At 52.6% G+C, this 16,975-nt stretch carries 17 protein-coding genes; 13 read left to right on the forward strand and 4 right to left on the reverse strand.

Features of this window, described 5'->3' with window-relative positions; genetic code table 11:
- The 8 genes from BFW38_RS04965 (at position 1) to BFW38_RS05000 (ending at position 8,540) form a co-directional block, all read left to right on the forward strand.
- Positions 1–954, forward strand: coding sequence for an aminotransferase class IV (locus tag BFW38_RS04965; protein ID WP_068997390.1), 954 nt, complete (start codon positions 1–3; stop codon positions 952–954).
- Positions 951–2,051, forward strand: coding sequence for an endolytic transglycosylase MltG (gene mltG / locus BFW38_RS04970; RefSeq protein ID WP_218186361.1), 1,101 nt, complete (start codon positions 951–953; stop codon positions 2,049–2,051). Before BFW38_RS04965 ends, mltG begins: the two co-directional genes overlap by 4 nt.
- A complete protein-coding gene (gene tmk, locus BFW38_RS04975) occupies positions 2,051–2,689 on the forward strand; it encodes a dTMP kinase (RefSeq protein ID WP_068997391.1) in 639 nt (212 codons plus the stop codon). The genes mltG and tmk overlap by 1 nt, the downstream gene beginning before the upstream one ends.
- Positions 2,682–3,704: a DNA polymerase III subunit delta' gene (locus tag BFW38_RS04980; protein ID WP_175400934.1), complete on the forward strand. Its 1,023-nt coding sequence runs from the start codon at positions 2,682–2,684 to the stop codon at positions 3,702–3,704. Before tmk ends, BFW38_RS04980 begins: the two co-directional genes overlap by 8 nt.
- A 140-nt stretch (positions 3,705–3,844) precedes the next feature.
- Complete coding sequence (locus BFW38_RS04985; protein ID WP_068997392.1) at positions 3,845–4,654, forward strand: TatD family hydrolase; 810 nt, start codon at positions 3,845–3,847, stop codon at positions 4,652–4,654.
- A gap of 145 nt (positions 4,655–4,799) precedes the next feature.
- Positions 4,800–5,489 (forward strand): TetR/AcrR family transcriptional regulator, encoded by a 690-nt coding sequence (locus BFW38_RS04990; protein WP_068997393.1) that lies wholly within the window; start codon positions 4,800–4,802, stop codon positions 5,487–5,489.
- Between the two features lie 133 nt (positions 5,490–5,622).
- Positions 5,623–6,216: a DUF1285 domain-containing protein gene (locus BFW38_RS04995; RefSeq protein ID WP_068997394.1), complete on the forward strand. Its 594-nt coding sequence runs from the start codon at positions 5,623–5,625 to the stop codon at positions 6,214–6,216.
- Positions 6,216–8,540, forward strand: a complete 2,325-nt coding sequence (locus BFW38_RS05000; protein WP_068997395.1) for an ATP-dependent helicase — start codon at positions 6,216–6,218, stop codon at positions 8,538–8,540. The genes BFW38_RS04995 and BFW38_RS05000 overlap by 1 nt, the downstream gene beginning before the upstream one ends.
- Before the next feature lie 11 nt (positions 8,541–8,551).
- On the opposite strand, the gene BFW38_RS05005 is transcribed toward BFW38_RS05000, so the two are convergent.
- Positions 8,552–9,907 carry an APC family permease gene (locus BFW38_RS05005; RefSeq protein ID WP_068997396.1) on the reverse strand — a complete coding sequence of 452 codons (1,356 nt, stop codon included), beginning with the start codon at positions 9,905–9,907 and terminating at the stop codon, positions 8,552–8,554.
- A 186-nt stretch (positions 9,908–10,093) separates the two neighbouring features.
- Positions 10,094–10,924 (reverse strand): nitrilase-related carbon-nitrogen hydrolase, encoded by an 831-nt coding sequence (locus BFW38_RS05010; RefSeq protein ID WP_068997397.1) that lies wholly within the window; start codon positions 10,922–10,924, stop codon positions 10,094–10,096.
- A 156-nt stretch (positions 10,925–11,080) separates the two neighbouring features.
- Between BFW38_RS05010 and BFW38_RS05015 the strand changes: the two genes are divergently transcribed.
- Both BFW38_RS05015 and BFW38_RS05020 read left to right on the forward strand, forming a co-directional pair.
- Entirely contained in the window at positions 11,081–11,911 is an 831-nt protein-coding gene (locus BFW38_RS05015) for a response regulator transcription factor (RefSeq protein WP_218186362.1), read from the forward strand.
- Positions 11,912–12,067: 156 nt separating this feature from the next.
- Positions 12,068–12,931: a sulfurtransferase gene (locus tag BFW38_RS05020; RefSeq protein WP_068997398.1), complete on the forward strand. Its 864-nt coding sequence runs from the start codon at positions 12,068–12,070 to the stop codon at positions 12,929–12,931.
- A 171-nt stretch (positions 12,932–13,102) separates the two neighbouring features.
- On the opposite strand, the gene BFW38_RS05025 is transcribed toward BFW38_RS05020, so the two are convergent.
- Positions 13,103–13,300: a YgaP family membrane protein gene (locus BFW38_RS05025; protein WP_068997399.1), complete on the reverse strand. Its 198-nt coding sequence runs from the start codon at positions 13,298–13,300 to the stop codon at positions 13,103–13,105.
- A gap of 199 nt (positions 13,301–13,499) precedes the next feature.
- Between BFW38_RS05025 and BFW38_RS05030 the strand changes: the two genes are divergently transcribed.
- From BFW38_RS05030 to BFW38_RS05040, 3 genes are all read left to right on the forward strand, one after another.
- The gene (locus BFW38_RS05030; protein ID WP_245686072.1) at positions 13,500–15,578 is read left to right on the forward strand and encodes an alkaline phosphatase D family protein; all 2,079 of its coding nucleotides are present in this window, start codon (positions 13,500–13,502) and stop codon (positions 15,576–15,578) included.
- Between the two features lie 375 nt (positions 15,579–15,953).
- Positions 15,954–16,202, forward strand: a complete 249-nt coding sequence (locus BFW38_RS05035) for a hypothetical protein (RefSeq protein WP_068997400.1) — start codon at positions 15,954–15,956, stop codon at positions 16,200–16,202.
- 49 nt (positions 16,203–16,251) lie between these two features.
- Positions 16,252–16,746 carry a hypothetical protein gene (locus BFW38_RS05040; protein ID WP_068997401.1) on the forward strand — a complete coding sequence of 165 codons (495 nt, stop codon included), beginning with the start codon at positions 16,252–16,254 and terminating at the stop codon, positions 16,744–16,746.
- Here BFW38_RS05040 and BFW38_RS05045 read toward each other — a convergent pair.
- Positions 16,721–16,963, reverse strand: coding sequence for a DUF2274 domain-containing protein (locus tag BFW38_RS05045; RefSeq protein ID WP_068997402.1), 243 nt, complete (start codon positions 16,961–16,963; stop codon positions 16,721–16,723). The genes BFW38_RS05040 and BFW38_RS05045 overlap by 26 nt on opposite strands.
- Positions 16,964–16,975 lie beyond the last annotated feature (12 nt).

The raw sequence follows: 16,975 nt of genomic DNA on the forward strand, positions 1-16,975 counted from the left end.
ATGCCTGCATTAGCCTACTTGGATGGGGGCCCCCCCCAACCTGATGCGCTCGACTGGTTATTGACCAGTCGAGCGCTGGCGTATGGGGAAGGTGCTTTTACAACGGCGCGTATTTATCAACATCAAGTGATTTTCCTGGCCGCTCATTTACAGCGCTTGCAGGAGAGCTTGGCGGGGTTGAGTATTCCGCTTGATGTGGTGGATTGGCGGTTGTTAGAAGATGAGATGCGAGCACTGGCTCGACAGCAAGGCGAAGGGATGCTGAAAGTCATGCTGCTGGCGGGTACAGGGGGGCGTGGCTATCGTCGTGATGATGAGACGCAATGGCACCGTTATCTTCATACCCATGATCTTTCAGGGACCTTAGACGCTTACCAAACAGGCGTGAGTGTCTGGCGTTTAGATGCACTGGAATCTTCTGTGGCTACCCCTTATAAACATCTGAACCGACTTCCCCAAGTCTTATACTCGGCCCAGTTGCCTGCCGCCTACCCGGATGCCATCGTCGTCAATGACGGTGGCGAGATTGCAGAAGGCATTGCGCGTAACCTATTTTGGGTTGAAGGTTCGCGCTGTATGACGCCACCACTGGCCAGTGGTGCGCTGGCTGGTGTGATGCGGCGTCAGTTGCTGAAGACTCATGAGACAAGGGCCGAGGGCATAAAAGTTGAGGAGACAAGGGAGCAGGAGCAAGAGGTTCCGTGTTTAAAGACAGTGCAATCGTCCATCAACCTGCCGATCACCGAGGCGCCCCTGACTTTGGCCCGCCTTTTGGCGGCTGATGAGGTGATCTTAGTGAATGCATTGCAAGGGCTGTGGCCGGTCCGGTCGTTGAATGATGCGCAAGGCTGTTTACAGCAGTGGTCTGTTGGACCTGTGACACGCATGTTGATGAAGTGCTGGCACCCTCAAATGGGTTGGCCTGTGGGTATAAATGAGGGAGAGCCATCATGAAGGCCATGACGTCAAAGACGGTGTTGCTGATCAGTCTGGTTTTGGGCGTTGTGATGTCACTGAGTCTCATGACTTGGGGCTGGCGTCAGTTGAATACGCCCATGCAGCTGAGTGAACCCAAGATCATTGAGCTTTCGGCAGGGCGTCCGCTGTTGAAAGTGTTGGATGAGTTACACCGTGAGGATGTGATTCAGCAGACGTTGCCGTTGAAAATTTGGATTCGGTTAACGGTCGATGGTCAACATCTGCATGCGGGGGAGTATCGCTTAACGCCTGGAATGACGCCATTAGAGATGCTGTCGATCATTGAACAGAATCAATTGGTGACTTATTCCACCACTTTTGTTGAAGGCATCAACTTCAAAGAGCTGCGTCAGCAGTTAGCGCAGGCACCCAAGCTGAGACATGATACCGAGGGCTGGAGTAACGACACCATCATGAGCCGCTTGGGCGCCGAGGGTGTCCATCCTGAGGGACAGTTTTTTCCGGATACCTATGTTTACCGGAAAGGGGCTTCAGACCTTGATATTATGCGTCTCGCTTATGAACGTATGCAGTCGGTATTAAACCATGCATGGGCCGAGCGGGATGATACGTTACCTCTGAAGAGCGCTTATGAGGCTCTCATTCTGGCCTCTATCGTTGAGAAAGAGACTGGCGTGCCACGAGAGCGAGGTGAAATTGCCGGCGTTTTCATTCGCCGCTTACAGCGAGGCATGCGATTGCAGACTGACCCGACTGTCATTTATGGCATGGGTGAGGCTTATGAAGGCCATATTCGACGCAGTGATCTGCGACGCAAGACGCCTTATAACACTTATCGCATCAATGGGTTGCCACCGACGCCTATTGCCATGCCCGGTCAGGCAGCGATTGAGGCCGCAGTGCATCCACAACCCGGTGATAGCTTGTACTTTGTCGCTCGGGGTGATGGCTCCCATGTCTTTTCGGCCACGTTAGCCGAACATAATCAAGCCGTGCGACAGTTCCAGCTGCAACGGCGAGATGATTATCGCTCTTCTCCTGCACCGAATCCTGCACCTAAGAGCACATCGCCGGTAGATGATCCGGCCGAAGTTAATAAGGAATCCCAATAATGTCACGTCCTGGATGCTTGATTACCCTTGAAGGCAGTGAAGGGGTAGGTAAAAGCACCAATCTGGTGTTCGTTCAGCAGTGGCTGGAAGCCCGGGGCGTTGAGGTTGTGACGACTCGAGAGCCCGGCGGTACAGCCTTTGCCGAGCAGATGCGTGAACTCTTATTGGCTCCTCGTGACGAAGTGGTGGCGCCGATAGCTGAGCTGTTGTTGATGTTCGCCGCCCGCGCACAGCATTTGGCTGAAAAGATTGAGCCCGCATTAGCGGCTGGCAAATGGGTCGTCTGTGATCGTTTTACCGATGCCACTTATGCTTATCAAGGCGGAGGACGAGGGCAGTCAACCGAGGTGATTGCACAGCTTGAACAATTAGTGCAGGGCGATCGCCGCCCAGATCTCACTTTATTGTTGGATATGCCATTAGCCGCCGCTGCTGATCGTGTTCGCTCTCGCGGATTGCCGACAGACCGCTTCGAATCCGAGCAGGGTGATTTTTTTATGCGGGTACGGCAAGCCTATTTGCAGCGTGCCGAGACTCAACCTTATATCTGCGTGGTCGATGCTTCCGAAGATTTGGCCCAGGTGCAGCAATCGATTGTGACGCACCTGACTGCGTTATGGGATGCCTGTGGTGGCTGATGTGACTGAATCGCAAACGGCTAAACCCGCGATGCCGCTGCCCTGGCATCGCGATCTTTGGCATCACTGGTGGACCCTTTATGAGCCTAGGCAGATGCCCCATGCCTTGCTGATTAGTGGCTTGCCGGGGATTGGTAAACGTACTTTGGCGCGGGGGTTAGCGCGCTGGTTGTTGTGCCAAGCGCCTACTGCCGAAGGCGCTTGCGGTCAATGCCACAGTTGTCACATGGTGGAGGCGGGCTTTCACCCTGATTGGCATTGGCTGATCCCGGAAAGTGAAGGGAAGGCGATTCGGATTGATCAGGTCCGAGCTTTGAATGAGGTCGCTCAGCAAAGTGCGCAGCAGGGAGGTTTTAAGGTGATGCTGGTGGCCCCTGCTGAGGCAATGAATGCCTACGCCGCCAATGCGCTTTTAAAAACGCTGGAAGAGCCCCCGCAGGATACCCTTTTTTTACTGGTCAGTGACCAGCCCTCAGATGTGCTCCCTACCATTCGTAGTCGCTGTCAGCAATGGCGTTTGGGAGTCCCGACAGGGGCTGAGCCAGTGCAATGGCTGGCGCGACATTTGGGAAATGAAGATGAAGCGCGGTTATGGCTCAAACGGACCGGTGGGCGCCCTCTAACGGCTTGGAAGTGGTCACAATCCGGCACTTCGTCTCATTTGCAACAGTTATTTGAAGCGCTTGAAGCGGTGGCTTTTGGTGCTGAACCCACCGAGCAAGCCACGCGTTTGACAGATATCGGTTTGCTCGAATTATTGAATCATGTTCAGGATTGGTTGGCCGATGCCTTGCGTATGGCGGTAGCTGGCCCCATGTCTGTACGTGATGATGAACGTCGTCCACTGTATCAACAGTGGCTCACCCTGGCAGGGCCTCGTCAGCTTTTAATGCTGGAACAACAGTGCCGTCAATGGCGTCAGCAGCTTGTCCGTAACCCGAATGCTCAATTGTTGACTGAGCAGATACTGCTGGCCTTTTCACAAGTGTTGCGCGGCACTGATGCGCACGCCTGAGTTCGATCGCTTTGGTGTTGTTTCCAGAGTTTACGATGCTGCCTACCGCTAAGTGGTGAGGGTTTTGAGACAATATTCGAATACTGTTTATTGAATGATTTTAACTTTATTGAATGATTTTAACTGGATGAGGATATGACATGTGGCTGGTTGATTCACACTGCCATCTCGATATGTTGGACCTGACGCCTTGGAATGGTGATTTGGATGCCGCTCTCAATGCGGCTCGGGCAAGAGATATCGGTCACTTCCTATGCATTAATGTTGATCCCGCTAAGCTGGATCATCTCCGTGCGATTACTGCTGGGCGTGAGGATGTCTCCCTGTCGGTGGGCCTGCACCCGCTTCATGAGCCTGAAGAGCCTTTAACGTTGGAGCATCTGGTTGAGTTGGCCCGTGCCGATGATATTGTCGCGGTGGGTGAAACTGGGCTGGATTATCACTATAGTCCAGAAACCCATGAGGTTCAGAAGCGCTATTTTGAGATGCATCTCGACGCGGCCTTACAGGTCAATAAACCGGTGATTGTCCATACCCGTGAAGCACAAGCCGATACGCTAGACTTGCTTCGTCGCTTCACCGAACAAGGGGGGCAGGGCGTCTTACATTGTTTCACTGAAGACTTAGATATGGCGCGCGAAGCCATTGCGATGGGGTTTTATATTTCATTGTCAGGGATCGTGACCTTCAAAAGTGCTGCAGAGCTGCAGGAGGTCGCTAAAGTGCTACCTCTGGATCGTCTTTTAGTTGAAACCGACTCACCCTATTTGGCGCCGGTACCGCACCGTGGAAAGAAAAATGAGCCGCAATATGTCCGTGAAGTGGCTGCGTTTCTGGCCGAGTTGAGAGGGGATGACCCCGAGTTTCTGGCGCGCCAGACGACCGAAAACTTCTTCACGCTATTTGCGGGCGCTCGGGGTGCGATGAAAGAAATGATGACAGCGTGCTAATCTCGTGAATAAAATCACTGATTGAGTCACGAGTTACTTTGAGACCTACTATCAATAGCGCTGTGATTAATAGCGCTGTGATTAATAGCACTGTGGTCATTTGATGGCATAGGCTGGCCCGATTGAGGGTGTTGAGAGGTTCGAAATGAGCGAAACCGCAGTCGAAAAGCAAGCCCGGCGGGTTCGGGAGTTCAGGCAACGTGAAGCCCGTATTCTAGAGGCGGCTTTGGCATTGTTCCTTCAACATGGCGAAGATCGTGTCACTGTTGAAATGATTGCTGACCATGTCGGGATTGGCAAAGGTACGATTTATAAGCACTTCAAAACCAAGGCTGAAATCTATCTGCGCCTGATGCTGGATTATGAGCAGGAAATGGCTGATTTGTTCCTCTCACCCCATATTGCCGAAGACAAAGAAGCCTTGTCACGCGAATATTTTCGTTTTCGCATGCAACAGCCTGAAAAGTATTTGCTGTTTAATCGTTTGGAAGACAAATTGGTTAAAACCAATGCACTGCCAGACATGATTGAAGAGTTGCATGCGTTTCGGGCGCGTAATCTCGAAAGCTTATCTGATTTAATTCGCTCTCGTGTGGATGAAGGACATTTGGAAGATGTTCCTGCGTACTTCCATTACTGTGCCTCATGGGCCTTCGTGCATGGTGCCGCGGTACTGTATCAGTCCGGTTTTTTTCAGGACGTCATCGAAGATAAAGATGAGTTCTTTAACTTTTTGATGGATATCGGTGTTCGTATGGGCAACCGTGGGCAACGAGGGCGGCGCTTAGACCCCTTCAGTGATTCAGCGGCTGAACAGGTAACTCCTGACGATTGAAAACCCTGACGATTGAAAAGCGCAGCATTAATCGATGAAGAGACCGATTAAGTTGTGCTTTTTTATCTATGCTTTTTCATTGATGATTGCTTCATCGGTGCCTTCTTCATCTTACCTGGCCTTGAGGTGTGATATGTCAAAGCATGACCCCATGACGTTGGCCGCTCAGTTAATGTCTCAAGCGCCTGATCAGCGTCCGCCTGTTGATCAGTGGGACCCGCCTTTTTGTGGTGATATTGATATTCGTATTACCAGTGATGGCCAGTGGTTCCATGAAGGATCACCGTTTACGCGCCCGGCTTTGGTTCGACTGTTTTCCAATATTCTTCGACGTGAAAAGAACGGTGATTATTGCCTGGTGACGCCTCAGGAAAAGGTGCGGATTCAGGTCGATGATGTGCCTTTTGTGATTGTGCGATGGGCGTGGCAGTCAGGCTCATCGATACCTGTGCTGACCTTGACGACACAAGTGGGCGATGAGGTTGAGGTGGGGCCAGCTCATCCGATGACGTTGCAGGATGCGTTGGACGAGCCGGGCGATAGTGACCCTCTGCCCTATGTCCAAGTACGTTCGGGGCTACTGGCCCGGCTGGGGCGGAATGTGTTTTATCAACTGATTGATCAAGGGCGATTGGAGCCTGATGAGAGTGGTGAAGTGTTAGTGATCGAAAGCCATGGCCAATGTTATCCATTAGGTCATTTGCCGGATGAAGGTTCAGCCGTGTAATGCAGCCATGGCAGCCCCCGTCGTCATTAACCGTAGAACAGCAAGCGGTGATTCAGCATGCTCATGGCCATGCGCGAGTCAGTGCTGTGGCCGGGTCGGGTAAAACCACTACCCTGGTTCAGCGCGTACTTTATCTATTGCAGCAAGGGGTCTCCCCCAAGCGTTTATTAGTGGTGATGTACAACCGTGCGGCTCGGGATGACTTTCAGCATAAGCTGGAGCGCCTAGTGCGGGCCACGATTGGCCCTGCGTCGACATTACCACCGCTGCCGGATGTGCGGACATTTCACTCGTTAGGTCATCGCTTATCAACGACTTTGGTGCGCTGGGGCTATCTCTCATCGCGCAAGTTGTTGATGGAAGAGTGGCAGCATGATCGGTTGACCCGTCAGGCATTGACTCAAATGGCGCAATCGGAAGGTTCTCGGGCTGATGAATGGCTTGAAGATGATGCGCTTGAAGCGTTCAAAGCTTTTTGTACTCGGGTTAAAAGTTGTCTGGATGATCCCGCTGAGGTCTATGAACATCTTGCGTCACGTGAGGCGCAGCCTCATTTCGTGGCCGGATTTAAGGCATTGGAAACCTTGCTGGATGAGCAGCAGGTCATGTTTTTTGATGACCTGATCTGGCGACCAATGCAGGTGGTTCAGCAGCATCCTGAATTGCTGGTGCGGTTACAGGGCTATCTGGATCAGATTATTGTCGATGAGTATCAAGATATTAATGCGGTTCAGCAGGCGCTATTAAAAACACTGGCGGGTCAGGCGTCGTTGATGGTCGTGGGCGATGTTGATCAGTGTATTTATGAATGGCGTGGTGCGCGTCCTGATTATATGTTGACGCGTTTTACTGAAGACTTTCCCGGCCCCCATCAGGATTATCCTTTATCGACCACCTTTCGCTTTGGCCATGCTTTGGCTTTGGCTGCGAATGCCTGCATTCGACACAATCGTCAGCGTCCCGACCAGTTAACACTGGCCCAACCTGAGCAACGCACTGATTTGCTGGTCGGACAAGGCTGCGACTGGTTGCTGCAACAAGCCGTCGACTGGCAGGGTCGATTTCCCCAGGGACGACAGGCCATTCTGGTGCGCAGTTGGGCGCAGAGCCTGCCATTGCAATTAAGTCTGCTACAACAAGGGCGTCCTTTTGATTTAGGCCGCCAAGAGCACTTTGTGTTTAATCGGCCGCAAATTAGAGGGTTGCTGGCTTATGCCGCCTTAGCACTGATGGATCGTTCCGCCCTGGCTAATCCGTCACTCTCTGCATCTTATGCTGAAGCCCTGAACCAAGTGTTGAGTTTCCCAACCTTGTACTTGACTGAAGCGGATCGCCAACAGCTCGCACGCGCTTATCAAGCCGGAGATGTCGACTCATTGCTCGCTCAATGGCCCCCAGCTAAGCGTCGCCAATGCCGTCAGCGCTTGGCCCTGGTGGATGATTTGCCGCGTTGGCAGTCGTTAACGCCTGGGGATTTTGTGCGCCAGGTCTTATCTTCAACCAAGGCGCTGGATCGCGTGGTTAAAGCGGCCCCTACCCGTGATGCTGGGGACGAAGCTCGCCGTCTATTACTTGGATTACAACGACATGCTGAAGTCTCTCAAGAGACATCACTCGGCGCTTGGTTAGCTCAACTGCATGAAGCTCAGGCTAAAGGTGCTGCTGGGGGGCATGAAGGCATCAGTATTTTGACCGTCCATAGTGCTAAAGGCCTGGAATGGGATTGGCTGGGGGTTTATGGCTTGGATGAAGGCGACTTCCCTTATATTCAGAAAGGCGGGCGTTTGGATGCCCACCAGATTGAGGCTGAACGCCGCCTGTTTTATGTCGCGATGACCCGGGCGAAAACTCAATTGGTGCTGGCGCGCACGGAAGCGATTCAAGAACCCGCTCAGCCGTCTGCGGGGGGCGCCTCTCGCAGTGCTTCGCCCAGTCGATTTCTGGCCGAAGCTTGTATTGACGATGCGCAAACCATGGGCTGTTGGTGGGCTACTCAGTTGATGACTGAGGCTGAATCGACGGATCCTGAGCAATCGATCACGGTGAAAGACGCGGTTACGGTGAAAGCCCCTGAGGTGATTGAGCGTTATGCTCAGGCTTTAGCCCTCTCTCTGCCAGCGCTGACTCAGGCGGCCGCTAGCCCAGATCAAACAACCCCTCTCGCGCCAGGTGACCGGATTCGACATCATGTGTTTGGAGAAGGTGAGGTGGTGGCTTGTGAAGGGCAAGGAGAGCGTCGGATTCTCGATGTTGCTTTTGAATCGGCCGGCTTGCGCCGTCTCATGGAAGGGATGGTCAGGCTGGAACGCTTGGCGCCAGCCTGACGCTCAACAGGTTAGGCTTCTTCTACTTCCAGTTCTGGTGGTGGCAGACGGAAACCTTGTGTGAGCCACAGCAACCATGCCAATCCAACCGCGAGCCAAATAGCGCCCAAGACAATGGCCCGGTTGTCGAGACTAAACAACAACCAAATAATCGCGCCGGCACCGATGGCAGGTGCGATCAAATAACGGATAACATCCAGGCCTTGGCGACGATGTTCACGGCCAAAGTAGTGGCTGATCACGGACAGGTTGACCAACGTAAAGGCAATGAAAGCGCCAAAGTTAATGAAAGAGGCCGCGGAGAGGACATCCATGGCCAGGGCGAGCAATGCAATGAGCCCACTGAGGACCAACCCACCTGTCGGTGTACCAAAGCGGCTGAGGGTTCCCAACCACCGTTTAGACAAGACACCATCACGCCCCATCGCATAGATTAAACGAGCGCCACTGGCTTGGGCGGCAATGCCTGAGGCAAATTGGCCCACAATTAAGCCAATCAGGAAAATCGATACAAACAGATCGCCGCCAATATTGCGTGCAATTTGATAGGCCGCTGCATCTGGATTATCGAAATGAAAATCCGGCGTCGCCAGCTGTACGAAATAAGCCACACCGATAAAGATCAAGCCACCCACCACGGTAATCGCCAAAATAGCGCGTGGGAGTGTTTGACGTGGGGATCGAGTTTCTTCGGTTAAAGTGGTGACGGCATCAAAACCAAGAAAGGAATAGCAAGCCACTGCGGCACCGGCCATGAGTGTGGGTAACAAGGTCGTTGAGGTGCCAATGAAGGGGCGCAAATCCCATAGCGGCTGGGTCGGATCGCCAACAACATAATGAATGCTCAGGCTAATAAAAGCGATCAGCACTAATACTTGGACCAGCATCAGCAGGCTATTAATGCGACTGGCCAGCTTGAGGCCGACATAGTTTATGCCGGTTGTCAGTACAATAAACCCTAGCAGCCACAACCATTGAGGAATCGCCGGGAAAGCGGAATACAGATAGGCCGCACCAATTAGCCAGATTACCATCGGTAGAAATAAGTAATCGAGCAAAATGGCCCAGCCAGCCAGAAAACCAAGGCGATCATCAATTGCACGCCTGACATAGGTATAAGCGGAGCCTGCAACTGGAAAAGCCTTAGCCATCTGTCCATAGCTGTAGGCGGTAAATAACATGGCGATTAATGCGGCCAGATAGGCGCCAGCCGTGGCCCCTTGGGTGACGGTGGCAAGAACGCCAAAGGTGCCGAGCACAATAATCGGCGTCATATAGGCAAGGCCAAATAAGACGACTTGCCAGAGGGTTAACGTTGCGTTGCGCTTCTGGGTAGGGATTTGTTGAGTCTGATGATCAGAGGGCATCGTCATTGTCCTGATTATGTTTATTATCTTGGGGATGCATTTTCAATGACAGGCAGTCGTTTCGAGTATGTCTCTTTAAATCATGCCTTTTGGGGTGGAACGAATCGTATCGTGAGTCCGCCACGCAGGCGTCAGGCCATGCAGAAAGCCAGATTTACCATGCAATAGGCGCGCTCATGGTCATACTTAATGGTTGGGGGGTGAGTTAAGAGGCCACGTTTGTGGGTCTCGCGATGATGGTAATGTGGGGCTGGCTAGCGTTAATCGTCGATCGGCCAAGTAGTGATAATCGCGTTTGGCCTCTTCAAGTGCCGCGCGATCTAGGGTGATCGTCATCAGTTGATCGTCATGACCTGCTGATTGAAGGGTCTCGCCTGATGGGGCAAACACCGCACTTTCTCCTGCGAATCTCAAGCCCACACCCTCTCCACAGCGATTGGTCATGGCCACGAAATATTGATTGTCTTGTGCTCTGGCTTGAGCCGCACGGGCATGGACGGGGCCATAAGGGTCCATATTGCCATTGGTGACAATGAGTAGCTCTGTGCCCATTTGAGCCAGTGCACGGGCAGGCTCAGGAAATTCGATGTCATAGCAGATCAATAATCCCAGCTGCCAACCGCGCCATTGAGTCGACACCAGTTCGGTACCGGCTTCGACCAGGGGGCGCTCATCGGGCCATAAATGGGTTTTACTATAACGCGCTTGGATACCAGCCTCTGGCGTGATCAATATGGTGGTATTGAAAACTTGATGGTCACGCTGCTCAAGTAAGCCAATTGCCACTGCGGTATCGGTGCTCTGGCTGACCTCTATCAGGGCTTGGATCTGAGGGCTATCCAAGGATAGGGCTCGGTCTTCGGTATGACCGTGTTCAGCAAAGCCGGTGAGGTGTGTTTCGGGGAAGATGATCAACTGCGTTTCAGGTGCTGCTGAGTGAATCACCTCAAGGGCGCGATCCAGATTTTTTTGGATTTGGCCTTCTTGGCTTGATAATTGCGCTAATAATAACTGCATAAAACATTCACCGATTGTTATCTTAGTGATGACGGTGCATTCAGTATCGCTAAAGCGGGTGACATCGCCTATCCCCCTGGTGGGTTAACCTCACAGGGGGATCGTTTAGGGCGCAAAAAAGCCGTTCAGAGCGACAATAAAGTAAAGGCGACTCACATGATGACGAATTCAGATGCCCTCAATTTGCGCGCCGACCTGCTTCAGCGGGTCGGTTGGCACCGGGCTATTGGTGGTGTGATTCAGCAATTGGATACGCCATTATTTTGGTCAACGCTGATTCGTCTACTAGGCCAGCAAGTGCCATTTGATAGCTGGGTGGCCTTAATATTTAACCCTCACCAACCGCCCTTAATCCTGGCGGAAAGTGATGAAGACGATGGTACCGATGATGGGCTTTTTCTTGATTACCAACAAGGTTTGTATCTGTTAGATCCCTTTTATCTGGATCAGTCTCAGCACCCACGGTCGGGCCTCGTGACGCTGGCTGAAGTGGCGCCAGAACACTTTACACATACGGATTATTACCAACGCTATTTCAGCCGTAATATCGTGGCTGATGAAGTGCAATTTAATTGCACACTTGGATCGGGTCAGAGTTGCTGTTTATCGCTGGGGCGGCGCCATCCGTTTGATATGGGCGATATTGGTGCTTTGGCGTTGATGGAGCCTTGGGTGATCGGGCTATTACAACAGCGGACTCACTTTGAACCGGCTTATACCGCCGCCACCATCTCTGACGCTGCTCTGCCAATAGCCGCTAGAGAGGACACCTTAGCAGTCGAAGGCTCCCCGCTGGATGTCTTGACTGAGCGTGAACGAGATGTCTGCCAATTGATGCTCAGTGGCTGCTCGACTAAAGAGATTGCACGTCGACTCAATATCGCCATTGAAACGGTAAAGGCCCATAAAAAAAGGATCTACACGAAACTCGGCATTAATGCCCAATCCGAGCTTTTTTCGTTATTCATGCAAGCGCATAGTCGTTAGAGACAAGAGCGAAACGTGATGACCTCAATGACCCGTGTGCCCGTCTTGCGTCTGGACCTTAAGATTATTTAGGTGTTGTTAATGTGCTGCGTTATGATCCAGGGGTAACGTCAAAGAAAGATGGCGAATGCACTTATGGATCGGCAAGGAGGTAGCATGCATCCTTTAATTGCACCTGAAGCCTTATTGGCGGATGGTGAGTTTTATCGAGTTCTGGATTGTCGCGCGGTATTAGGTGATCCGCAGGCTGCGCGAGAGGGGTTTCATCAGGCCCATATTCCTGGGGCGATTCATGTTGACCTTGAGCAAGTCTTATCCGGGCAAGCTCATTCCGATGCACAGGGGCGTCATCCGTTGCCTGATCCGCAGGATTGGGTGCAGTGGCTCGCGATGCATGGGATTGGCCGTGAGACACCGGTCGTTTGCTATGACACCGCGGGTGGTATGATGGCCGCTGCCCGAGCTTGGTGGATGCTGCTGCAGGCGGGTGTTGAATCGGTGCAAGTATTGGATGGTGGTTTACAAGCCTGGGAGGAATCAGGAGGCATATTGGATAACGGCCCTTCCGACTTGATCCTAGAGTTAAACCCCGATGAATGCTGTGAAATGCCCAATGGCTGGGCTGTTCCTGGGTTAGTGACTGCGCGCGAGCTGGCCGCTTACTTGGATGATGTGACTTTAGTGGATGCTCGTAATGAAGCGCGTTTTGCGGGTCTTGAGGAGCCTCAAGATGCGGTCGCCGGTCATATCCCGGGGGCGGTATGCAGGCCTTGTAGCGAGAATTTAAGTGCTGATGGCCGTTTTTTGCCCGCAGAGCAGTTACATGAGCGTTTTAGAGCTCTTTATGAAGCCGCTGGTGACCAACTACCGATCTTTTATTGCGGCTCGGGGGTGACAGCGTGTCATAACCTGTTGGCGGCTCGTGCTGCGGGTTGGCCTCTGGGGCGCCTTTATGCTGGCTCATGGAGTGACTGGATCAGTGATACGGCCAGACCGGTGAACACTGACTGCCATAAGTGATTGATTGGCTTATGCGCTTGAGTGGGTAGAGCTTGAGTGGAAAGAACTTGTGTAGATAGAAAAGGGCGTGATGAATTTTCATCGCGCCCTTTGTGTATCGGTGATGGCTGGATTGTCTGGTGTTAAATAATGCGGTTGCTCGTGCAGATGAAGCCTTTGCTGATAGACCCATCAATGCTCATGCGGCGGTTTACGAGTTGAAAAACCCAGCAGTGAGTAAAGTGGGCAAAAGTTAATTAACCCGGTCGCTAACGGAATGATGCCTAACCACCCCCAGATCCCAATGACATTCGTCAGGGTCAAGATAATGAGTAATGCGCCAATGATGAGGCGTAATGCCTTATCGAATCCGCCAAGGTTGCTTTTCATCGTAAACTCCTTCGTGAGGTTGCTTATCTTATAATGGAATAAGCATATTATCATTTTTAGAATAAGTATATTCGAATTATTTGATGTTCTGCATGCAAGATTTTGTTGGGCGCCTTCGTCCTTGATCATCTCTGGGGCTGTGGCGTCCCTCATGCTAGTCTCAGAAGATAATGCTGACTGCTGATGGCTGAGGAGAGGCATGACAGAGACTGTGGATGGACAGACATATCAGGCGTTTGAGAGCGGCGAGCAGGATGATGATCGGCAAAGTGATGAGGCGCTGGCTTTTGATGTGTTGGCGGGCCCTATTTTACGCCGCCTAACACCTGAACGTCTGGTGATCTGGCTGGCGGCTACGCACCCACTGGCCACTCGCTGGCGACTGATTCCCCAAGGGGAGGGGTCGACGACTGAGGCGCTCGATGAAACGGTAGCTCATGAGATGATGCTATCGGCTGACACGATGGCAACGATGACACGCCATGTCAAAGTGGGTGAGCATCTTCATTTAACGCTACTGGATATTCGATTGCCGACGCCTTTACCGCATGATCGGCTCATCGGTTATGACGTTGAAGTGCGGCCCATTGAGGGGCAACATCCCTGGTCCAGCTGGCGTGATTGGGCAGCCGACTTGCCCTTTCCCGGTGCCCCGTGGCCTTGCTTTGTACTGCAATCTCATGTGTCGAGATTACTGCATGGCTCGTGCCGTAAGCCGCATTATTCGCAACCCAAGGGGGAGCATCCCGATCAAGCGGTGCTCACTGATGGGATGGCCCGTGCCGAACAATGGCTGTCTGAGCATTGGCAAGATCCAGGCCAATGGCCTGCGTTGTTGATGCTCAGTGGTGATCAGATCTACGCCGACGATGTGGCGGGCCCCATGCTCAGTGCCATTCATCAGGTCTGCCCTCGATTAGGGGTGATCAATGAATCCTTCCGTGAGTCGCTTCCTGAGATCGGTATTACCGATGCTGCACAATTGCATCAGGAGGCCAGCCTTTACTATCAGCGTGCACAGCTCTTGCCGAATACACCACCGCATCGAGAAATGATATCGCGTTTTTTTGGTGGGGTGAGAAAACCGATTTTTACGTCAGATAATGCGCATAATCACCTGATGAGCTTGGGTGAAGTCATGGCCATGTATTTGCTCGTTTGGTCACCGCGGTTATGGGCTGATATTTCTTTGCAGGCCCCGCAAGGGCTAAGCGAGGATCATCACGCCTTATGGCAGCGTGAGGCTGAAGCGATTGCCGGTTTTCGTGATCAGGTGAGTGCGGCACGTCGTGTGATGGCGCACCTGCCTACAGCCATGATGTTCGATGATCACGATATTACCGATGATTGGAATTTGACGATCGGTTGGGAGCAATCGGCCTATGAGCATCCGCTTTCTCGCCGCATTATCGGCAACGCGCTGATCGGTTATTTACTCTGTCAGGGGTGGGGTAATGATCCTGATCGCATTCCAGAGGCGCTTTGGACAGAAGTCGAGCAGGCGCTCAGTCATGGTGGTCAGGCGCAGGATGCCTTGATTGATACCTTACTTCGATTTGATCAATGGCATTATCAATGGCCCACAACGCCGCCATTAATGGTACTGGATACCCGGACTCATCGCTGGCGCTCAGAGCGAGGTATCGATAAACCTTCAGGGTTGATGGACTGGGAAGCCCTGACGGATTTACAGCATGCACTATTAGGTCATGACGCGGTGATCTTGGTATCGCCTGCCCCTATGTTTGGGGTGAAATTGATTGAGGCGATTCAACGCGTCTTTACTTGGTTCGGTAAGCCACTGATGGTGGATGCTGAAAACTGGATGGCTCACCCCGGTGCGGCCTATGCGTTGATGAACTTATTTCGCCACCCGCGTACCCCACGCCACTATGTGATTCTCTCCGGCGATGTGCATTATTCCTTTGTTTATGATGTAGAGCTGCGTGGCCATGATCGCGGGCCTGATATTTGGCAGATCACCAGCAGCGGCTTACACAATGCCTTTCCTCAACGGCTGTTGGATCTTTTGGATCGCTTGAATCGGTGGCTCTATGCGCCTTGGTCACCGCTCAACTGGTTAACCAAGCGCCGCCATATGCGCGTTATCCCGCGTAAACCTTCACCGGCTTCTCCTGGCGAGCGCCTGGTCAATGCCACCGGCATTGGCTTGGTTGATTTGAACCAACAGGGCCAACCCATTCGAGTGCTTCAGCTCTGCGCGGATGGCCGTGATATTCAATTTGATTTACACGAAGCTGAAGCGCGTTGGGAGTGAAGCGGGCAGGACCGGTCGTGCTTTGTCAGGGGCACAAATGAGTGTTGGGGTCACAAAAAAAGGCCGGTGTCAAACGTTTAGTGGAGGTAGCCTGATGGCCGAAAGTCTAAATGGGGCGCGGGGTTAGCTCTACTTCGGGCCGCTTTGCGAAGCTGCGGCGTTGTGGGCTGGGAGCCACATGGGAGCCTGGAGAAAGCAAGTCGAGGCGTGTGGTAGCGATGGAGATTGCCAAGGCTTGAAGACCATCATAGCTCACTCGATCGACCCCTCTCCAAAATATTGTTCGCCGACAGCATAGAGAGTCACAACCTCCCATTGCCGAGATCACACATTTCCGATATAGTCCAATCTTCGAAATCTTTAAAAGGTTTAAAAATGGATCCGCGTGAAAAAGCCAAGATGCTGGCGTATGTGCTGTTGAATGAATTCAATGCCAAGCAAGTGAACATTGCGAAGGTCCTCAACGTGTCTGAACCGACCATCAGTCTTTGGCTGAAGGAGATGAGATTCCGGGCAGAAATCCACAGTCTCAAGCAAGAGCTTGCCGAAGTTCGTCGTATCGCTCAGGACCTCCAAGAACAAGGCTTGATCGAACACCGGCAAACCTTCGGCGTTTTGCAGTAACCGTAGCCGCTATTCACAAATTGTTCTTGCTTTTGCCTAGGAGAAAAATATGTCCGACCCGACTGGAACCGCCAACATCCTCCACCAATTCACTGCGTACGACCAGCTGCGCGAGGATTACTCGCCTGAAGTTGCCAATGCGCTTACGCAGAAAAACCTCGCCCGCCACAACGTACCTGCGACTTCTGGGGAGGTTGAGGCATGGCATCGAATCAACACTGCTGCTGCGAACTCCAAGTTGGACATTCCAGCCGAACGTAGCACGGCGGATGCACTGGCCAACGCCGCAGTCGCAGCCATTTGGGAAACGGTCTCTACTTCTGCTCCAGCGCAAGCACTAGAAACGACGGGCGCTGCTGATGAAGACCTTGACGAGGATGAAGGCCTTGACGAGGATGAAGGCCTTGACGAGGATGAAGGCCTTGACGAGGACGATGCAGACGAACTCCCCTCGCTTAATGATATCTATGGTTACGAAGACGATGAGGACAATGAGGAAGCAGCACTGGACGATGTGCTCAAAGCTCAAGAACGTGCTGATTGATTGAGGCGATCAGCTTTTTCCTGAATCCCCAATCCCCCGCCATGAAGGCCTCTAGCATGTGCGGGATCAGCGTCGTGGCATCGATCGCCTCGCCATGCGCGTGCAGCGCGGCGTAGCGGTCGAGGTCGGCCTTGAGGCTGGCCGGGCAAGCGAAGGTCATCTTGATGCTTTCGGTTTTGGGCAGCGACACCAGCCGTAGTTTCTTGGTCGTGCTCATCGGGAAATCCCC

It is taken from the genome of Terasakiispira papahanaumokuakeensis (assembly GCF_001709345.1).
Classification (GTDB): Bacteria; Pseudomonadota; Gammaproteobacteria; order Pseudomonadales; family Halomonadaceae; genus Terasakiispira; species Terasakiispira papahanaumokuakeensis.